The sequence below is a fragment of the Aeromonas sp. R9-2 genome (assembly GCF_040908025.1).
GTDB lineage: Bacteria > Pseudomonadota > Gammaproteobacteria > Enterobacterales > Aeromonadaceae > Aeromonas > Aeromonas veronii.
In genome coordinates, this window is sequence record NZ_JBFOCX010000029.1 from 73,022 (window position 1) to 96,043 (window position 23,022).

The 23,022-nt window shown below is 60.6% G+C and carries 19 protein-coding genes; 11 read left to right on the forward strand and 8 right to left on the reverse strand.

All coding sequences use genetic code 11. The features are described from left to right. The first annotated feature begins 344 nt into the window (after positions 1–344). The 9 genes from AB5Y71_RS16335 (at position 345) to malZ (ending at position 8,632) form a co-directional block, all read left to right on the forward strand. Positions 345–731, forward strand: coding sequence for a TraR/DksA C4-type zinc finger protein (locus AB5Y71_RS16335; protein WP_005356952.1), 387 nt, complete (start codon positions 345–347; stop codon positions 729–731). Positions 732–878: 147 nt separating this feature from the next. Next, positions 879–1,736: a hypothetical protein gene (locus AB5Y71_RS16340; protein WP_199415565.1), complete on the forward strand. Its 858-nt coding sequence runs from the start codon at positions 879–881 to the stop codon at positions 1,734–1,736. 62 nt (positions 1,737–1,798) lie between these two features. Further along, a complete protein-coding gene (locus AB5Y71_RS16345; RefSeq protein ID WP_368172012.1) occupies positions 1,799–2,245 on the forward strand; it encodes a DUF962 domain-containing protein in 447 nt (148 codons plus the stop codon). 26 nt (positions 2,246–2,271) lie between these two features. After that, positions 2,272–2,766, forward strand: a complete 495-nt coding sequence (locus AB5Y71_RS16350) for a CreA family protein (RefSeq protein ID WP_005355485.1) — start codon at positions 2,272–2,274, stop codon at positions 2,764–2,766. Positions 2,767–2,840: 74 nt separating this feature from the next. Continuing rightward, positions 2,841–3,830: a 2-hydroxyacid dehydrogenase gene (locus tag AB5Y71_RS16355; RefSeq protein WP_005340720.1), complete on the forward strand. Its 990-nt coding sequence runs from the start codon at positions 2,841–2,843 to the stop codon at positions 3,828–3,830. A 104-nt stretch (positions 3,831–3,934) separates the two neighbouring features. Next, a complete protein-coding gene (gene yegD / locus AB5Y71_RS16360) occupies positions 3,935–5,296 on the forward strand; it encodes a molecular chaperone (protein WP_064339148.1) in 1,362 nt (453 codons plus the stop codon). 165 nt (positions 5,297–5,461) lie between these two features. Continuing rightward, the gene (locus AB5Y71_RS16365) at positions 5,462–5,878 is read left to right on the forward strand and encodes an META domain-containing protein (RefSeq protein ID WP_108542636.1); all 417 of its coding nucleotides are present in this window, start codon (positions 5,462–5,464) and stop codon (positions 5,876–5,878) included. Between the two features lie 88 nt (positions 5,879–5,966). Further along, positions 5,967–6,797, forward strand: coding sequence for an HDOD domain-containing protein (locus AB5Y71_RS16370; RefSeq protein ID WP_005355498.1), 831 nt, complete (start codon positions 5,967–5,969; stop codon positions 6,795–6,797). 5 nt (positions 6,798–6,802) lie between these two features. Next, complete coding sequence (malZ, locus tag AB5Y71_RS16375; RefSeq protein ID WP_368172013.1) at positions 6,803–8,632, forward strand: maltodextrin glucosidase; 1,830 nt, start codon at positions 6,803–6,805, stop codon at positions 8,630–8,632. Between the two features lie 100 nt (positions 8,633–8,732). On the opposite strand, the gene AB5Y71_RS16380 is transcribed toward malZ, so the two are convergent. Together AB5Y71_RS16380 and AB5Y71_RS16385 are read right to left on the reverse strand one after the other, a co-directional pair. After that, positions 8,733–9,266: an ATP--cob(I)alamin adenosyltransferase gene (locus tag AB5Y71_RS16380; RefSeq protein WP_042059505.1), complete on the reverse strand. Its 534-nt coding sequence runs from the start codon at positions 9,264–9,266 to the stop codon at positions 8,733–8,735. 89 nt (positions 9,267–9,355) lie between these two features. Then, entirely contained in the window at positions 9,356–10,498 is a 1,143-nt protein-coding gene (locus AB5Y71_RS16385; protein ID WP_368172014.1) for a DUF5610 domain-containing protein, read from the reverse strand. Positions 10,499–10,668: 170 nt separating this feature from the next. Between AB5Y71_RS16385 and trmA the strand changes: the two genes are divergently transcribed. Further along, a complete protein-coding gene (gene trmA, locus AB5Y71_RS16390) occupies positions 10,669–11,802 on the forward strand; it encodes a tRNA (uridine(54)-C5)-methyltransferase TrmA (protein WP_236322909.1) in 1,134 nt (377 codons plus the stop codon). Positions 11,803–11,869: 67 nt separating this feature from the next. On the opposite strand, the gene AB5Y71_RS16395 is transcribed toward trmA, so the two are convergent. The 6 genes from AB5Y71_RS16395 to AB5Y71_RS16420 form a co-directional block, all read right to left on the reverse strand. Next, positions 11,870–13,603 carry a methyl-accepting chemotaxis protein gene (locus AB5Y71_RS16395; RefSeq protein ID WP_368172015.1) on the reverse strand — a complete coding sequence of 578 codons (1,734 nt, stop codon included), beginning with the start codon at positions 13,601–13,603 and terminating at the stop codon, positions 11,870–11,872. 51 nt (positions 13,604–13,654) lie between these two features. Next, positions 13,655–14,665 (reverse strand): galactose/methyl galactoside ABC transporter permease MglC, encoded by a 1,011-nt coding sequence (gene mglC / locus AB5Y71_RS16400; protein ID WP_005342585.1) that lies wholly within the window; start codon positions 14,663–14,665, stop codon positions 13,655–13,657. A 16-nt stretch (positions 14,666–14,681) separates the two neighbouring features. Then, positions 14,682–16,202 carry a galactose/methyl galactoside ABC transporter ATP-binding protein MglA gene (mglA, locus tag AB5Y71_RS16405; protein WP_069527674.1) on the reverse strand — a complete coding sequence of 507 codons (1,521 nt, stop codon included), beginning with the start codon at positions 16,200–16,202 and terminating at the stop codon, positions 14,682–14,684. 53 nt (positions 16,203–16,255) lie between these two features. Continuing rightward, positions 16,256–17,242, reverse strand: a complete 987-nt coding sequence (mglB, locus tag AB5Y71_RS16410) for a galactose/glucose ABC transporter substrate-binding protein MglB (RefSeq protein ID WP_005340747.1) — start codon at positions 17,240–17,242, stop codon at positions 16,256–16,258. Positions 17,243–17,518: 276 nt separating this feature from the next. Then, positions 17,519–20,578: a beta-galactosidase gene (locus AB5Y71_RS16415; RefSeq protein ID WP_368172016.1), complete on the reverse strand. Its 3,060-nt coding sequence runs from the start codon at positions 20,576–20,578 to the stop codon at positions 17,519–17,521. A gap of 189 nt (positions 20,579–20,767) precedes the next feature. Beyond that, entirely contained in the window at positions 20,768–21,775 is a 1,008-nt protein-coding gene (locus AB5Y71_RS16420) for a substrate-binding domain-containing protein (RefSeq protein ID WP_088868202.1), read from the reverse strand. A 202-nt stretch (positions 21,776–21,977) separates the two neighbouring features. Here AB5Y71_RS16420 and galE point away from each other — a divergent pair, with 202 nt between their 5' ends. Beyond that, positions 21,978–22,991 carry a UDP-glucose 4-epimerase GalE gene (gene galE / locus AB5Y71_RS16425; RefSeq protein WP_368172017.1) on the forward strand — a complete coding sequence of 338 codons (1,014 nt, stop codon included), beginning with the start codon at positions 21,978–21,980 and terminating at the stop codon, positions 22,989–22,991. Positions 22,992–23,022: the final 31 nt, after the last annotated feature.

Below are 23,022 nucleotides of genomic sequence, written 5' to 3' on the forward strand. Positions count from 1 at the left end.
TATAAATAACGGCGCATATAATGACCAAGGCGGCACCAAATACTAAACACTCAAATCCGTACGAAGCCCCCCTCTCATCGTTGCAAAGGCGATGCCAACAGAGGGTGAAGCAGGCGCCAGATCCCGACCAATCCCCCGCAGGAACGGACCATTTTTTTGTAAGGGCGCACAATCCTTATCCTATTTGCTTTGCTTGGCTGCATTTTTTTGGTACAAGGCCCGCCCTGATTTGCACTCTCTTGCATGAAACAGGTGCAAATCGGGATACAAGGGCTTGGTCTGTAGGCAGACAGCCCCCATAAACAGGGATAATTGGGTTAGTAAACTGACTGGTAGTTAATCGTATGTGTGATTTCATGACTGAAGACCAACTGGCCTTTTACAAGGGGCAGATCGAGCGACAGATCGTCGAGCTCGAAGAGCGCCTGAACTCCCAGGCCAGCCAGGCCATCGCCACCGACACCAACGAGATGGCTGATGAAATTGACCGTGCCAGTATCGAGGAAGCCCGCCGTCTGGAGCTGAACCGCATCGAGCACGACAAGCTGCACCTGCGCAAGCTGCGGGGCGCATTGAAGCGCATCAGCGAAGGGGATTTTGGTTACTGCGAATCTTGCGGTGACGAGATCTCCCTCAAGCGGCTGCATGCCCGTCCGGAATCCCGTTTCTGCGTCGAATGCCAGAGCACCAAGGAATTTAACGATACCCACGTGTTCCGTCGCGTCGCCTGATTCTTCGAAGAACCGTCACCATTCTGGTGCAACAGACGCCAGCAAGGCAGGGCCCCGCGCTCAAACCTTGCACAACGCCTCGCAGCAAGATGGTGACAAGTTCTGTTAGACTCCGGACACCTTCCGGAATCTACAGGAGAACAGAGAGTGAAATGGCTCATCAAGCTGTGTTTGTGCCTGCCACTGCTGGCACAAGCACAGGTTCTGACGGTCAAGGTCCCCAGCCGTCCCGTCAACAATCTTGACCAGGAGTACCAGTACAAGCTGCTGGAACTGGCCCTGACCCGCTCCGGGCAACCCTTTCGCATCCAGCCTGTCGAACTCGACCTCAACCAGTTCACCCTCCAGCAGCAGCTAAGCAAGGGCAAGACCATCAACGTCTTCTGGATGGGCACCTCCAGCGCACTCGAATCCTCCCTGATTGCCGTCCCCATTCCGCTGTTTCGCGGGCTGGAAGGATTGCGGCTGTCCTTCATCCACGCGGATGCACAAGAGAAGTTCAACCAGATCAATACCCTGGCCGACCTCAAACAGTTGAAGGCGGCGCAAGGGGTCGGTTGGGCCGATAACAAAATTCTGGAAAATGCGGGGATCCCGACCTTATCCGGCCGATACAGCAGCCTGTTTCGCCTTATCAACGACGGCGACAAGATCGACTTCTTCCCGCGCGCCCTGGTGGAAATCTTCGCCGAGCGCAGCGAGCTTGTGGCGCAGTATCCCAACCTCGCCATCGAGCAGCATCTGCTGATCCGCTACCCCTTCGCCCAGTTCTTCTTCGTCAGCCCCGAATACCCCAAGCTGGCCAAGGCGATTCAGACCGGGCTGGAGCGGGCCTATGCCGATGGCAGTTTTATGAAGTTCTTCAATGACAACCCCAAGATCCGCGAAGCGCTCGCCAGCGCCAACCTCGATCAGCGGGTCACCATCGCACTGCCCAATCCGGATATGACCCCGTTGCTAAAATCCATTCCGGCCCAATATTGGGAGTATCCACCGCAGGGATAAGCATCCCGAGCGCCTAGCCACGAAGGTCAGGCAGCGAGAACACAGTGCGCCAGGGAGGTGCCATGAAGGGAATCCAGGAGTGGTTTGCGCAGTACGGCCAGAGTCATCGCCATCCGGTCAACGTCGCCATCCACAAACTGGCGGTGCCGGGCATCTATATCTGCTCGCTGGCGCTGCTCTGGTGTCTGCCACACGGGCCCTTGCCAGAGCCCCTCAACTGGGCGGCAGTGGCAGCCATTCCGGTGCTGCTGTTCTACCTGCAACTGTCGTTTTCGCTGTTCGCGGGGATGGCCGGGCTGACCGCGCTCGGGCTGGCCTTCTGCCACCAATGGCAGGGGCCGCTGTTGTGGCCCGCCGTGGCAGCGTTCGTGATTCTCTGGATAGCCCAGTTTGTCGGCCACAAGATCGAGGGCAAACGCCCCTCCTTCCTCGCTGACCTGCAATTTCTGCTGATAGGCCCCGCCTGGGTGCTTGCCAGCCTCTATCGTCGCCTGGGCATTCCCTATTGAGGAGTGCCGGGCCAACAGGAGAGACCATGACACATAACCACACGCGACATAATGCCCTGCGCCGCGCCCTGCCCCTGCTGCTGGGGGCCCTGTTTGCCGGCCCGGCGCTGGCCGACAAGGCCGACCCGGTCGGTGAAGTGAGCACTGCCTTCAAGCTGTTTGGCCCCAACCACAAGATCCTGGTGGAGGCGTTCGACGACCCGCGCATCGACGGCGTCGCCTGCTATCTGGCGCGCCCCAAGACAGGTGGCGTCAAAGGCGGGCTGGGCCTGGCGGAAGATCCCTCCCACGCCTCCCTGTCGTGCCACCAGATCGGCCCCATCACCCTGCCCGAAAAGCTGAAGGCGGGAGAAGAGGTGTTCGATGTCAGCACCTCGCTGGTGTTCAAGGAGCAGAAAGTGGTGCGTTTTTACGACAAGAAACGCAATGCACTGGTTTACCTGACCTACAGCACCAAACTGGTGGATGGTTCGTACAAGAGTGCAGTCAGCGCCGTTCCCATCATGCCATGGGGACAATAACCAGCCGGTTTGTCCGGTGATAGCTGACCCATTTTGTTGTAATTTGACGACACACACGCTGCGGAGCACATACCATGAAAGTCGCCGTATTCAGTACCAAGAGCTATGACAAAGAGCATTTCAACCAGGCCAACAGCCAGTACGGCTTCGACCTAGAGTTTTTCGATGTGCGGCTGGAGGCCAAAACGGCCCGACTGGCTCACGGCTTCCCGGTGGTGTGTCTGTTCGTCAATGACGATGCCGACCGCGAGGTATTAACCGAACTGGCTGCCAACGGCACCCAGGTGATTGCCCTGCGCTGCGCCGGTTACAACAACGTGGATCTGGCCGCCGCCAAAGAGCTGGGGCTGAAAGTGGTGCGGGTGCCCGCCTACTCCCCCGAGGCGACCGCAGAACACGCCGTCGGCATGATGATGTGCCTCAACCGCCGCATCCATAAGGCTTATCAGCGCACCCGCGACGCCAACTTCTCGCTGGAAGGGTTGGTCGGCTTCAACATGCATGGCAAGACCGTTGGCGTCATCGGCACCGGCAAGATCGGTCTGGCCGCTCTGCGCATCCTCAAGGGCTTCGGGGTTCGCCTGCTGGTCAACGATCCTTACCAGAATCCGGCAGCCATCGAGCTGGGAGCCGAGTACGTGGATCTCGATACCCTGTTCCGCCAATCCGACATCATCAGCCTGCACTGCCCGCTGTTCAAAGAGAACTACCACCTGTTGAACAAGGAGGCATTTGCCAAGATGAAGGACGGGGTGATGATCATCAACACCAGCCGTGGCGGCCTGCTCGACTCCAACGCCGCCATCGAGGCACTCAAGACCTCCCGTATCGGCGCACTGGGGCTGGACGTCTACGAAGAGGAAGAGGATCTCTTCTTCTCCGACAAGTCCAACGAAGTGATCACCGATGACGTGTTCCGCCGCCTGTCAGCCTGCCACAACGTGCTGTTCACCGGCCATCAGGCGTTCCTGACCCGCGAGGCGCTGCATGCCATCGCCGATACCACCCTCGGTAATATCCGTGCCATCGAGAGCCAGGGCCGCTGCGACAACGAAGTGGAATAAGGGCTAATCCCTTCATCCTGCTCTTCATTGCGGTGCGCCGGGTTGTGAGACCCGGCGCCTTCGGGTAGGCTAGCCCCCCTTTTTTATTCAGGAGTCTGGCGCCCATGTTTATCGGATTTGATTACGGCACCTCCAACTGTGCCGTGGCCGTGATGGAACAAGGTAGCCCCAGGCTGCTGAATCTTGGTGCATCCCGCTATCTCCCCTCCACCCTGCATGCCCCCCACCGGGATGCTATCGCCGGTCTGTTGGCCGAAGGGCTGGCCCCCGCCCAGCAGGCGGAGTACCTCAAGCTGCGTGGCCCCGTGGTCACCCGCGCCCAGATGGTTCGCCGCCAGATGCGCGAAGAGGGACTGATCGACGAGCTGAGCTTTGGTGGTGCCGCGCTGGAGCGCTATCTGGAAGAGCCGGACGACGGCTACTACATCAAATCGCCGAAATCCTTCCTCGGCGCCTATGGCCTCAAGGCCCCCCAGATCGCCCTGTTTGAAGACATCGTCTGCGCCATGATGCTCCATGTCCGCCAGCAGGCGGAGCAGCAGCTCGGCGCCCCGATCCGCCAGGCGGTGATCGGCCGTCCGGTCAACTTCCAGGGTCTGGCGGGGGAAGAGAGCAACCAGCAAGCTATCGCCATCCTGACCGAGGCAGCCCGTCTGGCCGGTTTCGAGCAGGTGGAGTTCCTCTACGAACCGGTGGCGGCCGGGTTTGAATTCGAGGCGCGCCTCACCGAAGACGCCGTGGTACTGGTGGTGGATATCGGCGGCGGTACCACCGACTGCTCCATGCTGCGGATGGGCCCCAGCTACCGCGATCAGCTGGATCGCAGCGGCGATCTGCTCGGCCACAGCGGCCAGCGGATCGGCGGCAACGACTTCGATATCCGCCTGACGGTGGAGGGGATGATGCCGCTGCTCGGCATGCACGAGACCCTCAAGACCGGCAAGCCGCTGCCCCACCCGCTGTTCTGGGATGCGGCCGCCATCAACGACGTCAGCGCCCAGAGCCGCTTCTACAGCCTCGACACCGCCCGCCAGCTGCAGGATCTGCAGCTCGACAGCCAGCCCGGCAGCAAGCTGGGACGTCTGGCCAGCCTGCGGGCCCACAAGCTGAGCCACCAGCTGGTATGGCGTGCCGAGCAGGGCAAGATCGCCCTCTCGGAGCAGGAGCTCAATCGCCAGTCGCTGGCCGAGCTGGAAAAAGGGCTGGAAGCGGAGCTGACCCGCGAACAGCTGGCCAACGCCTCGGCCCTGCTGCTGGAGAAAATTGGCGAGCTGATGGACGAAGCGATTGCCGCCGCCGGTGTGCAGCCGGATCGCATCTTCGTCACCGGCGGTAGCGCCCGCTCGCCGCTGATCGCCAGCTTTATCCGCCAGAAGCTCCCGTCCATCCCGCTTGAGGGTGGCGATGACTTCGGCTCGGTGGCCGCCGGTCTCGCCCGTTATGCCGAGCGGCTGTTCGCCAACTGAGCCCTGAGATAGCGTAAATCGATGGCAACATCCCCAAGGTGTTGCCATTAAGCGACAGTCATGCGGGGCAAGGGGCGACAGAAGCGGTCGGTCGTCCCCTCTCCCGCCCTGCTCCCGACTGCCCAAAAAGGGTATTCTTGACGCTCCCCCAACCGGAGCCCCCTCATGCCCAGATTGCCCTTTTTGCTGATCCCCCTGTTACTGCTCGCTGGCTGCAGCTCGACCACCTTTGTTCAGCAAGATCTGCAACACCACCACTGGGTACTGAGCAAACTGGATGGCCAACCGATTGAGGCCCCCCGCGACAATCCCCCCGATTTCGAGATCGGCGAGCACTTCACCGTCAACGGCATCGCCGGTTGCAACCGCTACTTCGGTCAGGGCCATCTGGAAGATGACAAACTGTGGGTCACCAGTCTGGGCAGTACCGAAATGGCCTGCATGCCACCGCTCGACACTATCGAACAGGCCGTACTGACCACCCTTACCGAGGGTGCGACCCTGAGCGGCACCAGTCAGAACCTGATCCTGCAGGGCAAACAGCACCGTTTGGAATACACCTTGCGCGACTGGGTGTTCTAGCGCTCACAAAGCCGCATCACAAACAGGAACATGTTGTCCGGCTGTGGCACAATATGAGGCAGAGTTCGCAACGGAGGCTGCCTCAGCCATGTCGATGGATCGCCTGTTTGACAAGATCAAACAACTCCCCACTATTCCCAAGCTGCTACACGAGTTGATGCAGAGCTTCAACGACGAGAATGCCCGCATCGACGAGATTGCGGCCAAGATCGCCATGGATCAGGTGATCAGCGTCAAGGTGCTGCGGATGGCCAACTCGGCCGCCCTGCGCAGGGGCAACGAAGTGACCTCCATCGAACAGGCGGTGATCCGGCTCGGCTTCAACCGGCTGCGCTCCGTGGTGGTCGCCTCTGGCATCATCGGCACCTTCAAGGCCCCGCCCAGCTTCGACAAGAACAAGTTCTGGACCGAGACCTTCCAGGTCGCCACCATCGCCAAAACCCTGGCGCAGGAGGCCAAGGTGATGGATCCCGAGACCGCCTTCACCTGCGCCCTGATCCACAACATCGGCGAACTGCTTATCCAGAGCACCTTGCCGGAAGAGGCCGAGCTCATCAACATGGCGATCCAGAACGGCAGCAGCCGGGTCGAGGCCCAGCGGGAGATGCTGGGCTACGACTATGCCCAGCTCGGTGCCGAGCTGGCGCGGCGCTGGAACCTCTCCGAGGCCTTCGTCGATGCCATCTCCCAACAGCTTGACCCGCTCTCCCACGATCCGGTCAGCAAGGAGGCGGTGCTGATCCGCCTCGCCGTGTTTATCTCCTTCGCCTGGAACGCGGGCGTGCCTGCCCAGGCCATCATCGCCCGCTTCCCCAAACCGCTCGCCGACCAGTTGGGACTGGATCCCAAGTCGCTGGCAGGCCAGCTCGAAACATTGCATGAACAGGGTAATGCCCTCGCCGATCTTCTGACTCAATAAGCATCATGACCCATCCGTTTCTGTTTCATCCCCAGGTGGCGCCCTGGTTCAAAGAGAGCGCCGACGCACTGCAATTGACTCTTTTTAGCGAGCTGGATGCGCCGATCCGCGAAGTGTGGCTGCGCCACGAGCCGAATAACGAGGAGTGCCTGATCCCGATGACAGCGGTCTCCACCCGCGATCGGCTGCAGGTGTGGCAGGCGACCCTGCCGCTCATCAAGGGACAGGATATCCACCTCTACAGCTTCAAGTGCCTCACCGACGAGGAACAGTGGTGGCTGCACGGAGCGGGCGTCAGCGCGTCCATGCCGCCACGGGAGCAACATTTTCGCTTCAACAGCCTGCACCAGCCACCGGCCTGGGTGCAGGATCAGGTGTTCTACCAGATCTTCCCCGACCGCTTCTGCAACGGCGATCCGTCGCTGAGCGTCAAGCATCACGAGTACGAGTACCGTGGCAAAGCGGTGATCAGCAAGGCGTGGGGCGAGCCGGTCAGCCGTCATGAAGAGGGCCACGGCGCCTGCGAGTTTTACGGTGGCGATCTGGCGGGGATCGATGCCAAGCTGCACTATCTGCAATCTCTCGGGGTAACGGCGCTCTACCTCAACCCCATCTTCGATTCGCCGAGCAACCACAAGTACGACACTCAGGACTACTTCAAGGTGGATGCCCACCTCGGCAGCAACGAGCAGTTCGCCGAGCTGACCCGCAACCTGCACCAGCGCGGCATGAAGATCATCCTCGATGCTGTGGTCAACCACACCTCTACCGAGCACCCCTGGTTCTGCCCGCCACTGGGGGCCCAGAGCAACCCGGACTCCCCGTGGCGCAGCTTCTACACCTTTGATAAAGAAGGGGATTACGTCAGCTGGAAGGGCATTCGCAGCCTGCCCAAGCTCGACTTCTCCTGCGAGAAGGTACAGGACGCCGTCTATCGGGCCGATGACGCCATACTCCGTTACTGGATGCGCGCCCCCTACCAGATCGATGGCTGGCGCTTTGACGTCATCCACATGCTGGGTGAGCGCGGCACCGCCGAAGGCAACAGCGGCCACGTGCGCGCCATTCGCGGCGCGGTGAAGCAGGAGAACCCGGACGCCTACGTGCTCGGCGAGCACTTCTTCGAGGCGAGCCAGTGGTTGCAGGGGGATCAGGAGGACGGCGCCATGAACTACTACGGCTTCGCCCATCCGATCCGCGCCTTCCTGGCCGGTAAGGACATCGCCTACCACCCCATCAAGATCAGCGCCGAAGAGCTGGATCGCTGGCTCAAGCTGGCGCGGGCCCACATCCCGTTCAAGAACCAGCTGACCCAGTTCAACCTGCTGGACAGCCACGACACTGCGCGCTTCCTCCACCTGCTGGGCGAGGACAAGCAGCGGATGCGCCTCGCGGCCACCCTGCTGCTCACCTATATCGGTGTGCCGTCCATCTACTACGGCGATGAAGTGGGGCTCTCTGGCGGCAACGACCCGGACTGTCGCCGCTGCTTCCCGTGGGATACCACAGACTGGGATCACGTGCTGCACGACCACTATCGCCGGCTGATCCAGATCCGCCGTCAGCGCCCCTCCCTGCGCCGTGGCGATATCCAGACCCTCTATGCCGGCCCCCACAGCTATGTGTTTGCCCGCACCCTGCAAAGCGATCAGGTGGTAGTGGCCTGCAACCGCCACCCGAGCGAGCCGCGCACCATCAGCCTGCCCCTGTGGCAGACCGCCAGCCCTGCCAGCCGCTTCACTGACGCCTTCAACGGCGAGAAGTTTGAAGTGGTGCAGGGCGAGGTGCAGCTCACCATCCCGGCCAACTCGGCCCGGGTGCTGATCTCCAGCTGAGCGGGCAACTTACGCGCTGAAAAGCAAAACCGGAGCCCAAGGCTCCGGTTTTTTTATTCCGTTGAATCCACCATGACGTCTGGCCCCTAACCTGCCGCCATCAGTAGTTGATGCTGACGTAGGGCACTTCCGGCACCTGCCAGCGCTGCTTGAGGTAGACGGTGAGCACGAAGAAGAAGTTGGCCAGCAGGTTGGCGAAGCGATAGAGAATGGGATCGAAGGCCACCCCGCTCTCTTCCAACCTGACCAACAGCCGCACCACCTTCTTGCTGCCGCAGCGGCACAGATGGAGGGTGGGAATGGGCTGTGGCCCCTGTGGCAGCACAAAACCGGTGACGCTGCCGCGACTCGCCTCGTTGTAGTGGTCATAACGGGCCTTGAGCCACTCAAGGTCTGCATCGAAGATCCCCAGCTTGCCGCGTACCGAGCCGTTGAGGTTGTAGATAAGCCGCTGCAACGCCGCGAGATCCACCAGCATGGGCTCGGTATCGGCATCCGGCGCAAGGTGTGACAGCACGGCCCCGACCTGACAGCAGAGCTCGTCGGTGGCGATTTCAAAATCACATTTGAGCGAGGTTTCGAAGATAAAGGGGTAGCAGAGCTCGCGCTTGTCTCTTGGCTTCTTGGGGTTCATGGGGCAACCGGATTGGAGAAAAGGCCAGTTTGCCAGCCCCGGAAAGGGCTGGCAAACGGCAGGTCATTACTTGCGTTACGCGCTGTGGCTCAGGCGTTCTTACTGGCGGGCTCGGTGGAGGGCTGGAACTGGTTGATCATCCGCAGCGCCTCCAGCATCCGCTGGTTGAAACTGGTGAAGCGATCGACCTGCGCCGGTTCCTCTTCTCCTCTCGCGGCCAGCACGGCCGGGGTCAGCGCCTGTTGCTGGGATGGTGGCAGCAGGGTATCCGCCTGTTTCTGCACCTGATCCAGCTTCGGCAGATAGTCGGCAAACGGCTTGATCAGATCCTGCAGGGAGTGCGCCCCCTGATAGGTCTGGCTCAGCTTGACGCTCTGCTTGAGCTTGAGGGAGTAGGAGGCCAGCTGGCTGTCATCCAGTTTCAGCTCGCCCGCCTTGTCCAGCAGATCCTCGAAGTTGCCGGAGAAGAAGTTCCCCGCCAGCTCGTCGATCCCTTTGACCAGCTTGCCGATGGACTCCATCTCGTCGCTGCTGAGATCCCCCTCCAGCGAGAAGCTGAAGCTCTGGCTCGACTTGAGGCTGAACTGGCTGCCGCTCTCGCTGCTCTGGGACTTGGTCTGCCAGCTGTCGTTGAAGCGTAGCACCACCTTGTCGCCATCCTTGGTCTGGATCTCCAGATACCCCTGCTGGCGACTGGCCATCTCGGCCTGTCCCATGTCGGTCGGAGAGACCTTGCCGAAGAACTCCTTCTCGAACTCCTCGAGCCCTTTCTGGATCAGCTTGTAGCTCTGATCGATACCGGTTTTGATATCGTCGTTGTCAGTCGCCCACTTGCCGAGCTGCTTCTTCGCCTCGTCAAAGCCCTTGTCGACCCCCTTGCGGGCCTGCTCCATCATCCCGGTCAGGTCGTCGTCGGATTTGCCATCAGCCCGTGCGGCGCCAAGCCGCCCGGTCACAAACTGTAGCACGTTGTCAGCCACCGACTGGAAGTCGAACAGGGTCTCCGGCGTGATCTCCTCGGGCTCTTTCACCTTCGGAGCCTGATAGCCCTGGCCGTTGATCTCCAGCGAGAACTGCAACGCCTGCTGGATCAGCACCTGCGCCCACTTGGGCGGCTTGTGCAAGGAGACCTCCTCCTCGCTCTTGACCTGTTTCTGCTCCGCCTGTTGGGGCGATTTGGGAGAAACACCCACTCCCTTGGGTTGGGCTGCGCCCACGCCTTCGATCTGCATAATGTGTCCTCCCACCATGCCTGTAGATCAGCTATCGGCCTGACTGAACACTTCTTGACCACAAAATGCTGGACAATCTGCGGCTGGCTTTTAAAATCGGGCCCCTTTGGGTGGCCTGTTGCCTTCCCCCGATTTCGACCCGGCCCGGCCGGTGTGCATGTGAGGTATTTATGACCCAGTCCCAACAGCCTTCCGCGAACGCTCCGGCGCCTAGAACCGCGGCCGACTATCAGGCCCAACTCGACGAAAAGCGCGCTCGCCTCACCGAGCTGTTTGCCGGCTTCACCCTCCCGGCGCTGGAAGTGCACAGCTCACCGGCGGAGTACTACCGGATGCGCGCCGAATTTCGCATCTGGCACGAAGGGGATGACCTCTTCCACTGCATGTATGCCCCGGCGACCAAAGAGATCATCAAGATAGACCACTTCCCTACCGCCAGCCTCCTCATCAACCAGTTGATGCCGCTGCTGCTGGAGGGGCTGCGCCCACACCCGGTGCTGCGCCGCAAGCTGTTCCAGATTGACTACCTCTCCACCCAGTCCGGCCAGATCATTGTCAGCCTGCTCTATCACCGCAAGCTGGAGGCCGAATGGCAACAGGCCGCCGAAGCGCTGCAGGCCGATCTGCGCGCCAAGGGGTTCGAGCTGCAACTGATTGGCCGCGCCCACAAGCAGAAGATCTGTTTGGGGGATGATTTTGTCATCGAACAGCTCAACGTGGCGGGTCGCCAGCTCATCTACAAGCAGGTGGAGAACAGCTTCACCCAGCCCAACGCCGCCATCAACGAGCAGATGCTGGCCTGGGCGCTGGATGTGACCAAGGGGAGCGAAGGGGACCTGCTGGAGCTCTATTGCGGCAACGGCAACTTCTCCATCGCGCTGGCGCAGAACTTCCGCAAGGTGCTGGCCACCGAAATAGCCAAGCCGAGCGTCGACTCTGCCCAGTTCAACATCGCCGCCAACGGCGTCGACAACCTGATCATCCTGCGCATGTCGGCCGAAGAGTTCACCATGGCGATGCGTGGTGAGCGGGAGTTCAACCGCCTCAAGGGGGTCGATCTCAAGAGCTACCAGTGCAACACCATCTTCGTCGACCCGCCCCGCGCCGGTCTCGATGATGCCACCGTCAAGCTGGTGCAGGAGTACGACAACATCCTCTATATCTCCTGCAACCCCGAGACTCTGCAGGCCAACATGGCGGTACTGGGCGAGACCCACGAGATCGCCCGTTTCGCCCTGTTCGACCAGTTCCCCTGGACCCATCACATGGAAGCCGGGGTCTATCTGCGCCGTAAGGCCGGTTGATTCAGGCAGACAGGAAAACAACAACAGGGCCGGATGGCCCTGTTTTGTTATTGACTGAACACCGGCCTCACTCCAGCCGGAAGTGGCCCACGATCTCCCGCAGCCGGTCGTAGGTCTGTTGCATCGCCGCGGAGCTGGCGACCGTCGCTTCCCCGTTGTGGGTCAGCTGGCGGATCACTTCGGCGATGGCACTCATGTTGCGGTTGATCTCTTCGGCCACCGCACTCTGCTGCTCCGCCGCCGTGGCGATATGGCTGATGAGATCGTTGATCTCCACCACTTCCCCTGCCATCAGATCCAGCGACTCGTTGACCCTGGTAGTGTTCTCGGCCGCCCCCTGACAGCTCTGCTTGGTGTTGCCCATGGCATCCACCACAGTTCGGGTGCCCCGCTGCAGACTGGCCAGCATGGTCTGGATCTCCGCTGTGCTCTGCTGGGTACGGGCCGCGAGGGAACGCACCTCGTCTGCCACCACCGCAAAGCCACGACCCTGTTCACCAGCGCGGGCCGCCTCGATGGCGGCATTGAGGGCCAGCAGGTTGGTCTGTTCGGCAATGCTGCCGATCACCCCGAGCACTGAGCCAATCTGCTGCACATCCTGCTGCATCGCTTCGATGGAGCGGGCAGTGGCTTCCACTTCGTCCACCAGCGCCATCACGCTGGCCATCGCCTGATCCACCACCTGACGGGACTGGCTCGCCAGCTGCTGGCTCTGGCCGGTGAGCCGGGCGGTGCTGGCCGCACTCTCGGAGACGGAGACCGCGGTGCGGCTCATCTCGTTGATGGCGGTCACCACCTGCTCGGTCTCGCGTACATGATCCGCCAGCAGGGACTGGGCGGCGCCGGTCTGGCTGGCCAACCCCTCGATGCCGCTGTTGAGCTGGCCGCTCGCCTGCCGCACCTCCCCCATCATCTCCTGCAGCCGCTCGATAAAGCGGTTGATCCCGGCCGAGATCTGACCGAGGTCATCCTTGCTGGTTACCGCCAGCCGGCGAGTGAGATCGCCGCTGCCACGGGAGAGCTCCAGCACCAGATCCCGCAGCGAGAGGATGGGGCGATATGCCACGTTGAGCGCCAGCATCGCCAGCACCATCACCACGATCGCCACGCCGCAGAGCGCCATGATGATCTGGCCGTTGAGAGCCCGGGTCATGGCCCGGATGTAGTCAAGATCGATGTAGCCGGTCAGCGTCCAGCTGCTGCCGCGAATATCCAGCTGGTTGGGGCGCGCTTCGCTCTCCCCCTGCGGCTTGCTGTCATAGAGGCTGTTGCCCTGACTGTCGGCCAGCGAGAAGTAGCGGCCATCGCCACTCATCTTCTCCAGCAGGCTTTTGAACTCGCTCATGTCGAGGTAGTAGAGATAGGCGGAATCGGCACCGCGTGGCACCAGAATGGTGATGACCGACTTGCCATCCACCTGTTGCAGCGGGCTGACGGTGATCTGGTTGTTGGCGGCGGGGATCAGCTTGCGCAGGGCATCGACTTTGGCACTGTCGTTGATGACCCCGTTCACATCGAAGGCCATGTCGCCGATCACCTTGACGATGTTGTGAAAGCCGGTCTCTTGCAGGGTCTTCTTGACGTTGGTCACCCCGAAGTTGAGGTTGGCGGCCAACAGGATCTTCTGATTGATGTCGCTGGCCAGCTTCTCTTTGACCAGAGTGATCTGCTCGTTGATGTTGTGGGTGGCCTGAGTGCGAATGTAGCCACTGATGAAGTGGTTGACGCTGAGCCCGGCGGTGCCGATGGTGACCAGAATGGCCAGTAGCAGCAAGAGGTAAATCTTGACCTTGAATGGCATGGGTTCCCTCCAGAAGAGAGGGCTGGCAACACCAACCCTCTCTGCCAATCGTTATTTCTTCTTGGCGTACTTCATGGAGTCCAATGCCACCGCCAGAATGATGATGCCGCCCTTGATGATGAACTGCCAGTAAGGGCTGACGCCGATATAGGTCAAGCCATAGTTGATCAGGGTGAAGATAAGTACGCCGGTGATCACACCCGCGACCGTTCCCACCCCGCCGGCAAACGACACCCCGCCCACCACGCAGGCCGCGATGGCGTCGAGCTCGTACATGAAACCGAGGTTGTTGGTGGCACTACCGATCCGGCCCGCTTCCAGCATGCCGCCGAAGGCGTAGAAGACCCCAGCCAGCGCATAGATCATCACCAGATTGACCGCCACGTTGACGCCGGAGACCTTGGCCGCTTCCGGGTTGCCGCCGATGGCGAAGATGTTCTTGCCAAAGCGGGTCTTGTTCCACAGCACCCAGACAAAGACGCTGGCGATGGCCGCGTAGAAGGTGAGGTACGAGAGCTTGAAGCCGCCGATCCGGATAAAGCCCTGGGCGAAGCTGGAGAAGCGGGGGTCAAACCCGGCCACCGGCGACGCCCCTACCGAGTCAAAGTAGAGGGAGTTGATACCGTAGACGATGATCATGGTGCCCAGGGTGGTAATGAACGGGGTAACGTTCAGGTAGGCCACAATGAGACCGTTGACCAGACCAATCAGCGCCCCCACTACACACACCAGCAGGATCACCGCCGGAATGGGCACCTCCCCCAGCGTCGGGAACACCTTGTTGACGTTGGTCAGCGCCTGCAACATGGTTGCCGCGATGAGTGCCGCCAGACCGACCTGACGACCGGCCGAGAGATCCGTCCCCTGAGTGATGATGATGCCCGCCACCCCCAGCGCTATGATGACCCGCACCGAGGACTGGGTCAGGATGTTGCTGAAGTTGGTGAGGCTCAGGAAGGAGGGCTCCTGGATCACGATGACCATGAGCAGCACCAGCAGCACCAGATAGATGGCGTTTTCCTTGAGCGCCTGCATCAGATTGAAATTTTTAGCCGACTCCATAAATGTCTTCCTGTCTCTAGAGGTACAGAGATGCCAGGCGCAGTATCTCGCTCTGGTCAGTTTCTTTGGTATTGACGATCCCGGCGACCCGGCCATTGCTCATCACCATGATGCGGTCGGTGATCCCCAGCAATTCCGGCATCTCTGACGAGATGATGATGATCCCCTTGTCCTTCTTCGCCAGCTCCAGAATGAGCTGATAGATCTCGAACTTGGCCCCGACGTCGATGCCGCGGGTGGGCTCGTCGAGCATCAGGATCTCCGGCTGGGTCAGCAGCCAGCGGCCGATAATCACCTTCTGCTGGTTGCCCCCGGAGAGGGAACCGATCTGGGTCTGCTGGGTCGGCGTCTTGACCCGCATGGAGTCGATCACCCACTGGGTATCGCTCTTCATCTTGTTGTCGCTGAGCAGCCCCATGGAGCCCTTGTAGCTGTCCATGTTGGCGATCAGGGAGTTGAAGGCGATATCGAGTCGGGAGTAGATACCGGTGGAGCGGCGCTCTTCCGTCACCAGCGCAAAGCCGTTGCGGATCGCTTCGTGGGCGTTGTGGTTGGCTACCTCTTTGCCGTGCAGCTTGATGCTGCCCTGACTGCGATCGCGAATACCGAACAGGGTCTCGACGATGTCGGTGCGCTTGGCCCCCACCAGTCCGGCGATGCCGAGGATCTCCCCCTTGTGCAGGTTGAAGGTGATGTCCTGAATGGAAGGCTGGTTCTTCGCCGTCAGGTGTTCGATCTCGAGGATCACCTCTTTCGGCTGGTTGGTCTTTTCCGGGAAACGCTGGGTCAGTTCACGGCCGACCATCATGCCGATGATCTGATCCATGGTCATGCCCTTGAGCGGCTGGGTTGCCACCCACTGGCCATCCCGCAATATGGTGATCTCGTCACAGAGCTGGAAGATCTCCTCCATCTTGTGAGAGATGTAGACGATGCCGCACCCTTTCTCCTTCAACTTGTTGATGATCTTGAAGAGGTGGTTCACCTCTTTCTCGGTCAGGGAGGAGGTGGGTTCGTCCATGATGACGATCTTGGCGTCGTAGGAGAACGCCTTGGCGATCTCGATCATCTGCATCTGGGAGACCGACAGGGTCGCGACCTTCACCTTGGGGTCGATGTCGATATCCAGCTCATCGAAGATGCGCTTGGTGTCGTCATACATCTTGCCGTGGTCGATAAACCACCCCTTGGTGGGGTAGCGGCCGAGCCACATGTTGTCCATCACGGTACGCTGCAACACCAGGTTGAGCTCCTGATGCACCATGGAGACGCCATTTTCCAGCGCCTCTTTCGAGGAGGTGAAGTTGATCTCCTGCCCCTTGAAGAAGATCTTGCCCTGATCCTTCTCGTAAATGCCGAACAGGCACTTGAGCAGTGTGGATTTTCCCGCTCCGTTCTCGCCCATCAACGCATGCACAGAATGAGGACGGACCCGTAAATTGACATTATCGAGTGCCTTGACGCCGGGAAAGCTCTTACTGACGTCAATCATCTCCAACAGCCATTCTGATTGTTGCTGTGTTGTCATATCAGCCATCACATCTGGTTGAAAAAAGGGCAAGGGGATCTCCCTTGCCCTGGAGGAGGGAATTACTCGAATTGGGACAGGTTGTCTTTATCCACACCGACGTAGGCAACACGTACTACCTTGTCGACGATATTCCACTTGGTGCCTTCACCGGCCGGTTTGCCTTCAGCCAGATTCTTGGTCAGCTCGAAGGTGGCTTTGGCCTGGTTGGCCGCATCGTTCAGCACGGTACCCGCCATGGCACCGCTCTTGACCATGGCCAGCGCTTCCGGCAGCGCATCGACGCCGAATACCGGAATGGCAGTCTTGCCCTGGGCTTTCAGTGACTCGACCGCACCCATTGCCATGCCGTCGTTGTTGGCGATGACCACTTCGATCTTGTTGGCGTTGGGGCCGGAGATCCAGGCATCCATCTTGTCTTTCGCCATGGCGGTATCCCACATACCGGTATCCATGTGCAGTTGCTCGGTCTTGACGCCGCCATCGTTCAGGGTCTTGACCACGTAGGAGGTGCGCGCTTCGGCATCCGGGTGGCCCGGCTCCCCTTTCAGCAACACGAACTGGATCACGCCATCCTTGTTCAGATCCCACTCCGGATGGGCTTTCCAGTGTTTGGCAATCAGCTGACCCTGGATGATCCCTGACTCCTTGGAGTCGGTGCCCACGTAGTAGGCCTTGTCGTAGCTAGCCAGATCGGTAGCGCTCGGCTCCTTGTTGTAGAAGACCACCGGGATATCTTCGCCACGGGCTTTCTCAATCACCACCGGGGCCGCAGCCGGGTCTACCAGGTTGATGGCCAGCGCCTTCACCCCTTTGGCCAGCAGCACGTCGATCTGGTCGTTCTGCTTGGACTGGTCGTTCTGGGAGTCGTTCATCAGCAGTTCCACCCCCGGAGTGGCTGCCGCCTCCTTCTCGATGGCCTTGCGCACGACCGCCATGAAGTTGTCGTCGTACTTGTAGACGGTTACCCCGATACGGGTGTCAGCCTGGGCATTGGCTCCAGCCATCATGCCCATCAGCAGGGCGGCAACTGTGGTCAGTTTTTTCATTATGTGTGCTCCGATGTGTCTATCTGTGTTGTAGGGTGGCGAGCAATTGAGCAAGCGCCAATCAATGTAATCAGTTTGTTGTCATTTCTTCTGTGATCATGACGACAAAATGAAAACGTTTACACTCTGTTACATTGAAACTTTATATTTATTTTTCAAATACATATAAATAAAAATCAGATTTGAGACTCAATCTTTCCCACAGCATTGAGGCTAGTCGTTACTGGTCTGTTGTCAAAATGGCGCACTGGCTAGGCAGTCGCTTCAATAGCTGGATTAACGGAGAGTGCAGCTCCAACGGTAACGGCGCTCAAGCAGTTGATACTCGGGACGCACGCTCTGGCTCCAGGAGTCATCCCCGCCCACCCCCATGTGGGCGCCATCGAGACAGACCCACAGCCCTGCTTCGGCCACCAGATCGCTCTGGTGACGGGCGGCGGCCAGCTGCTGCTGACTGAAGCGGCTGGCACTGAAATGGAAGGTGCCGCTCACCGTCGTGCTGCCCAGCTGCAACTGGCGGGTATCACAGCGCAAGCCGTTGTCGCTCGGGAAGATGTAAGGGGTATGCATCGCCTCCAGCGGCAAACTCCAGCGACCCAGATCGGCGCCCAGCAGGCGATCCGGATAGTTCTCGTGAGGGCCGCGTCCCAACCATTCGGCTCGTGCTGGCACCTCGGCCAGATGAAGCAGCAGGCCAATCCGCGGCAGCGACGGCAGCACCTGTGCCAGCTCGGTCTCTATCTCGAGGCTCATGGCGCCATCGTCGGTAAAGTGATGATGCCAGTGACTCACCAGCAGCAGCTCATCGTGGTGGAAGTAGCCATGGCTGACCCGGATATCCCCTCCGGCGACCGCGATCCCCAGACAGCGGTGCTGCCACTGACCGAGGCCACAGCCCTGCCAGCGGGCAATCCAGGAGTTGGGGTCAGCGTGATCCGCTTCGCTGGTGCCGATGTCGTTGTCGAGCGGCGCGCGGTAAAAGTGATCCATGATCGGCGCCAGCAACTGCTCCTGCCCCGATTTTTGCCAACTGGTGATGCGACCGCTCTGCTTGTCGAGCCGCCACTGACTGTTTGCGGTGGTGATCCGCCAGCCATCCGGCTGCTCGCTCAGGGTGGCGGCAGCGACCTGCGCTGGCAGAGCAAGGGGGGTCGGCAAGGTGAACTGCTGACGGGCGACCTTGTGATCCGCCTGCGACCAGAGGGTGGCCTGTGGCTGCACGATGGCCAGATCGAGCCAGGCCAGTGAGCCTGCCGCAAAGGGGGGCAGCCTCTCGCTCAGGGTCAACTCGACCACTCCCTGTGGCACCAGCTCAAGGGAGATCTCCCCCTGCAGCTGCACATGGCCGTTCTCGCACACCTGCCAGCAAAGCCGCTCGTTATCGGTGGAGCGGAACAGGTATTCACTCTCGATCCGCACCCGCAGCGGGGTGTGCTCAAGCAGGGTGAAGCGGAACGGCTGCTGGGCACGTTTTGCCTCGAACAGGGTGGGATGGGGGGTGCGATCCGGGAACAGCAGACCGTTGCAGCAGAACTGGCGATCATTTTGCACATCACCAAAATCGCCGCCATAGCCCCAGTAGTGGCGACCATCGGCGGTGTATTTGTCGAGCCCCTGATCGACCCAATCCCAGACAAACCCGCCTTGCAGGCGTGGATGATCGCGAAACGCCTGCCAGTAGTGGGCGTAGCCCCCCAGACTGTTACCCATGGCGTGGGCATATTCGCAGAGGATCAACGGCCGGTGCTCGCCGGGCAGGCCGATCCACTTGGCCAGCGCCCACTTTGGCACCGCCGGGAAAGGCTGATCCTGATGGGTTCTGGCATACATGGGGCAGATGATGTCGGTGGCCGGGGTATCGGCCCCGCCCCCCTCGTACTGCACCGGACGGCTCGGGTCGCTGCGCTTGATCCAGCCATACATGGCATCGTGGGCCGGGCCGTAACCCGACTCGTTGCCCAGCGACCAGATGATGATCGAGGGGTGGTTGAAATCCCGTGCCACCATGCGGGTCGCCCGCTCCAGAAAGGCGTTGCTCCAGGCGGGATCCCGCGCCAGCCGCCCCATCGGGGTCATGCCGTGGGTCTCCAGATTCGCCTCATCCACCACATAGAGACCGAGCCGATCGCAGAGGCGATAGAAGTCGGGGTGGTTGGGATAGTGGGAACAGCGCACCGCATTGAAGTTGTGCCGCTTCATCAGCAGCAGATCCCGCTCCATGGTGGCGCGATCAATGGCATAACCCTTGGCAGGGTGATGCTCGTGACGGTTGGCACCGCGAACAAGCAGCGGCTGCCCGTTGACCCGCAGCAGGCCGCCACGGATCTCCACCACCCGAAAGCCTACATCGCACGCCTCGCTCTCGATAGCCTGGCCCTGCTCGTCCAGCAGGGTCAGGGTCAGGCGATAGAGATGGGGCGTCTCGGCGCTCCACTTGCGCGGCGCAGCCACGTCGAGCCAGAACTCGGCGCGATCGTCATACGCCCCTTTTTCATCAATGGCTTGGGTACCGATCGGCTGGCGCAGGGTCGCGACCCGCTCGCCACCGTCATAGAGATTGGCCTCCACCGACAGACCGGCCCCATTAGCCACCTGCAGTGCAATCTTGAGACGGCCATCCCGATAGCAGGCATCCAGTTCAGGCGTCACCCGCATATCCATCAGATGGCGGGTCGGTTTGTGCAACAGGCTGACGGAGCGGAAGATCCCCGACAGCCACCACATATCCTGATCTTCCAGATAGGAGCCGTCGGACCAGCGCAGCACCAGCACCGCCAGCCGGTTGCGACCGCTCTGCAGATATGGGGTCAGATCGAATTCGGCGGGCAGCCGGCTGTCCTGGGAGTAACCGACCCAGCGGCCGTTGCAGAAGAGGTGGAAGGCGCTGCTCACCCCGTCGAAGATGATCCGGCTCTGACCGCTTGCCAGCCAGCCGGCGGGCAGATCGAACTCGCGGGAGTAGCAACCAGTGGGGTTCTCTGCCGGTACCCGCGGCGGATCGCAGGGAAAGGGGTACTTGATATTGGTGTAGATGGGGCCATCGGTGAGCGGCCGCGCAGCCGGATAGGCGGCATCCAGCTGCCAGTTGCCCGGCACTGTAATGGGGCAAGCATCCACCAGATCCTGCGCCAGCCAGCTCTCGGGCACCAATTCGGGAGCGGCAAAGAAGGAGAAGCGCCACTCGCCATCGAGCAAGAGACGGGAGGAAGAGGCCAGATCCCCCCTGGCATCCGTTTCGCTGCGCCAGCTGAACATGGGGGTATGGGCAGCCAGCCGGTTTACCGACGTAATGGCCTGAGTCTGCCAATCCTGACGCGCCACTATCTCCCTGAGCATTCACTCTCTCCCTGCTGATTGGAAAACGTATTCAGTCTAGAGAAGTATGACGCAGGGAACGGCGATCTCGCTCACACAGATGTAAACGATTACACCGATTTTGTTAAGTAAAGCGGAGTAAAAATGATTAAAAATAGGTAAAACAATAACTGTGCAAGAAACGGCCCCGAACAGGGCCGCAAAAGGGGGCTATCCGGCCCGAACCGGTGCCACCGAGTGGCGATTGATCAGGGTGGGGGTATAGATCCGGCTCTGGGTCGCGTCACTCTCCCCCGCCGCCAGCTGAATGGCCAGCTTAGCCGCCTGGGCCGCCATCAGCTCGATGGGATAGCGCATGGTGGAGAGCTTGGGGCGCAAATATCTGGCATAGATGATGTCATCGAAGCCCACTACCGAGACCTCCTCCGGCACTCGCAGGCCGTTGTCCGCCAGCACAGAGATGGCGCCAGCCGCCATGGCATCGTTATAGGCCACCACGGCGGTCACCTTGAGCCCCTTGGCCAGCAGGTTGAGCATGGCACGCTCCCCCCCCTCCTCGTTTGGCGTGCCGCTCTCGATAAGCTCGGGATCGGCTGCCAGACCGGCTTCCATCAGTCCATCCTGATAGCCCTGCAGCCGCAAGGTGGCATCCTCGATGGCGTGATCCGAGCTGATAAAGGCGATATGGCGGTGACCCAGTTCGATCAAGTGGCGAGTCGCCGTAGCCGCACCCAGCCGATTGTTGAGAGCGATGCAGCGTCCCTTGAGGGCTGGAATATCGCGGTTGATCAGCACCATACCGGGCACCCGCATGGCGTAGTCGCAGAGCTCTTCGTCGCTCAGCGCCTTGCTGTGCACCACCAGCGCCTCACAGCGTTTGCCGATCAGCAGCTCGATCGCCTCACGCTCCTGACGCGCCTTGTGAAAACCGTTACCCATCAGCAGGTGAAGGTTCTGCTCGACGGCGATGCCGGAGACCCCCTTCACCAGTGCACCGAAGAAGGGATCGGCCACGTCACCGACCACTACCCCCATGGTGTCGCAAGTCTGGCTGACCAGTGCCCGCGCGTTGGCGTTGGGAGTGTAGCCCAGTTCGGCCATGGCCTTCTGCACCACTTCGCGAGACGCGGCGCTGGCCTTGGGGGAGTTGTTCATCACCCGTGAAACCGTTGCCACCGACACATTGGCCAAACGGGCGACATCCTTGATGGTGCTCATGCTGTTTTCACTTCTTTCACTGTGCAATAGAGCGCCATTATACCCAGCAAACCCATTGAAAACAGGGGTGAAACGCATATCTGCCGTCAGGATGATCACAAAAACAGTGTAATCGTTTACACTGTTTTGCAAGCAAGCTCACAGTTTGGTCGCCACACCCTCGGCTAGACTGCTTCCAGACACTTTTTCAGTGGAGAGCAAGATGAACGTTCTGGTCACCGGCGGTTGCGGATATATCGGCAGCCACACCTGTCTGGCCCTGCAAGCGGCAGACATGAATCCCGTGGTGGTCGACAACCTCGGCAACAGCAAGCGCAGCGTGCTGGCCAGAGTCGCCGCCATCAGCGGCCAACAACCCGTTTTCTATCAAGGAGATATTCGCGATGCCGCCCTGCTGGAGCAGATCTTCGCCGAGCAACAGATCGATGCAGTGATCCACTTTGCCGCCCTCAAGGCGGTCGGTGAATCGACCCGCATTCCACTGGATTACTACGAGAACAACCTCGGCGGCACCCTCACCCTGCTACAGGCGATGAAGCGGGCTGGCGTGCACAATCTGGTGTTCAGCTCCTCGGCCACCGTCTATGGCGATCCAGCTAGCCTGCCGATCCGCGAGGATTTCCCTCGCTGCGCCACCAACCCTTACGGGCGATCCAAGCTGATCATCGAGGAGATCCTCGAAGATCTGCAGCTGGCCGAGCCCCACTGGAGCATGACCCTGCTGCGCTACTTCAATCCGGTCGGCGCTCACGAATCGGGCACCATGGGGGAAGACCCGCAGGGGATCCCCAACAATCTGATGCCCTATATCACCCAGGTCGCCATCGGCCGTCGCGACTGCCTGTCTGTCTTTGGAAACGATTACCCCACCCCGGACGGCACCGGTGTGCGCGACTACATCCACGTGATGGATCTCGCCGAGGGGCACGTCAAGGCGCTGCAACACTGCGCCGGCAAGGGTGGCGTGCACACCTACAACCTGGGCACCGGCGAGGGCCAGAGCGTGTTGCAGCTGGTCGCCGCTTTCTCTGCTGCCTGTGGCAAGCCGTTGCCATTTCGCATCGAGCCGCGTCGCCCGGGCGACATCGCCGCCAGCTGGGCCGATCCGGCCAAGGCCGAGCGCGAGCTGGGCTGGCGGGCGACCCGCAACATCGACGCCATGTGCGCCGACAGCTGGCGCTGGCAATCCGCCAATCCGAACGGTTACGAGGAGTAGGCCTGCCTGCTCCCTGTTAATAGACGCCCCT